3 protein-coding genes are annotated in these 1,997 nt (G+C 76.7%); all 3 read left to right on the top strand.

All coding sequences use genetic code 11. The annotated features are described in order from the left end of the window. The coding region (locus tag ABEB16_RS09780; RefSeq protein WP_345712069.1) for an MMPL family transporter at positions 1 to 673 on the top strand (673 nt) is incomplete at its 5' end. A 126-nt stretch (positions 674 to 799) separates the two neighbouring features. Then, positions 800 to 1,630 (top strand): alpha/beta fold hydrolase, encoded by an 831-nt coding sequence (locus ABEB16_RS09775; protein WP_345712068.1) that lies wholly within the window; start codon positions 800 to 802, stop codon positions 1,628 to 1,630. Beyond that, a partial coding sequence (locus tag ABEB16_RS09770) for a PAS domain-containing protein (protein WP_345712067.1) occupies positions 1,627 to 1,997 on the top strand: 371 nt, incomplete at its 3' end. The genes ABEB16_RS09775 and ABEB16_RS09770, both read left to right, overlap by 4 nt.

The following is a 1,997-nucleotide window of genomic DNA, read 5'->3' as shown; positions in this document are numbered from 1 at the left end:
GGCGGTGCGCGCCGACCTGCTGCCGCAGCTGCGCGCGGAGCTGCCGGAGGGGGCCGGGGCCCACGTCGGCGGCATCGCGGAGGGCACGGACCTGTCCCGGTGGATGGTCGAGCGGCTGCCGTGGGTGGCGGCCTTCGTCCTGGTGCTGACGTTCGCGGTGGTGCTGGTGTCCTTCGGGTCCCCGCTGCTGGCGCTGACCACCCTCGTCCTCAACGCCGGCAGCTGCCTGGCGGCGTTCGGGATCGTCAGCCTGGTCTTCGAGGGCACCTGGGCGGAGGACCTGCTGGCCTTCACCTCCACCGGCGCGGTGGTGAGCTGGCTGCCGGTGCTGATGCTCGTCGTGCTCTTCGGGCTGTCGATGGACTACCACGTCCTCGTCGTCTCCCGGGTGCGGGAGGAGTTCGCCGCCGGCCGGCCGGCGCGGGAGGCGGTCGTCGTGGGCGTGGGGCGCACCGCGGGCGTCGTGACGAGCGCCGCGGCCGTCATGGTCGCCGTCTTCGCGATCTTCGGGACGATGTCGGAGCTCGGCATGAAGCAGCTCGGCGTGGGCCTGGCGGCGGCGGTGCTGCTGGACGCGACGCTGGTGCGGGGGCTGCTGCTGCCGGCGGCGCTGGCGGTGCTGGGCCGGCGCGCCCACACCGGCCCGCGCTGGGTGCCGGCCCTGCACGGCTGAGCGCACGGTGGGAGCGCGCCGCGCGGGGCCCCGGCCGGGGGTGCCGCGCGGCGCGCTCGGCCGTCTCCCGCAGGACGTCGATCACAGGGGGTGCGCACCGGCCACCCGGCGCGGCAGGGTGGAGCCATGACGACGAGGCAGGCACCGGCGGCCGCGCGGGACGTGCTCGGGCGCCACAACGCGGTGCTGAGCGGGCCGGTGGGCGCCCCGCCGCTGGTGTTCGCCCACGGCTTCGGCTGCGACCAGGGGATGTGGCGCGCGGTGGCGCCGGCCTTCGAGGACACCCACCGCGTGGTGCTGTTCGACCACGTGGGGGCGGGCGGCTCGGACCTGCGCGCGCACGACCCCGTCCGGCACGCGTCCCTGGACGGTTACGCGCAGGACGTGGTGGAGCTGCTGGAGGCCCTGGACCTGGGGCCGGTCGCCCTCGTCGGGCACTCGGTGAGCGCGATGATCGGCGTGCTGGTCGCCGCCGAGCGCCCGGACCTCGTCAGCCGGCTCGTGCTGGTCGGCCCGAGCCCGCGCTACGTCGACGACGACGGCTACCGCGGGGGGTTCAGCCGCGAGGAGATCGAGGAGCTGCTGGCCACGATGGACGGCAACTACCTCGGCTGGTCCACCGCGATCGCCCCGGTAATCATGGGGGTTCCGGAGCGGCCGGAGCTCGGGGAGGAGCTGGCGGACAGCTTCTGCCGCACCGATCCGGTCATCGCGCGCCGCTTCGCCCGCGCCACGTTCCTCGCCGACAACCGCGCCGACCTGGCGCGGGTGCGGGTGCCGGCCCTGGTGCTGCAGTCCCGGGTGGACGCCATCGCCGGCCCGGAGGTGGGCCGGTTCGTGGCCGGGCAGCTGCCCGCCGGGGAGATCGTGGTGCTCGACGCGGTGGGGCACTGCCCCCACATGAGCGCCCCGCAGGAGGTGGTCGCGGTCCTGCGCTCGTTCCTGGCGCGGCCGTGACGTCCGCGACCCCCGGGGCCGCCGGGGCCGCCGGGGCGGGCGGGGCGGCGTGGGACGCGTCGCCCTGCGGCCTGCTCGTCCTGGACCCCGACGGGCTGGTGCTCGCCGCCAACGCGGAGGTGCTGCGCTGGCTGGGCCGCCCCCGCGAGGAGGTCGTGGGCGGTGCGCGGATCGGTGACCTGCTCACCGTCGGGGGCCGGATCTACTGGGAGACGCACCTGTACCCGCTGCTGTGCGTGGAGCGGCGGGTGGAGGAGGTGGCGCTGGAGCTGCGGGTGCCCGGCGGCCGGCTGCCGGTGCTGCTGTCCGCCGCCGCCGGGCCCGGCGAGCCCCTGGGCGCGGTGCACGTGTCCCTGTCCAGCGCCCG

The organism is Kineococcus glutinatus, from assembly GCF_039542765.1.
In the GTDB taxonomy this organism is placed as follows: domain Bacteria; phylum Actinomycetota; class Actinomycetes; order Actinomycetales; family Kineococcaceae; genus Kineococcus_A; species Kineococcus_A glutinatus.
This window is presented reverse-complemented; position numbering and strand designations above follow the sequence as displayed.

Bases quoted from the DNA above. Each gene is read 5' to 3' on its own strand.
- ABEB16_RS09775 (WP_345712068.1), top strand. From the start codon at position 800: ATGACGACGAGGCAGGCACCGGCGGCCGCGCGGGACGTGCTCGGGCGC.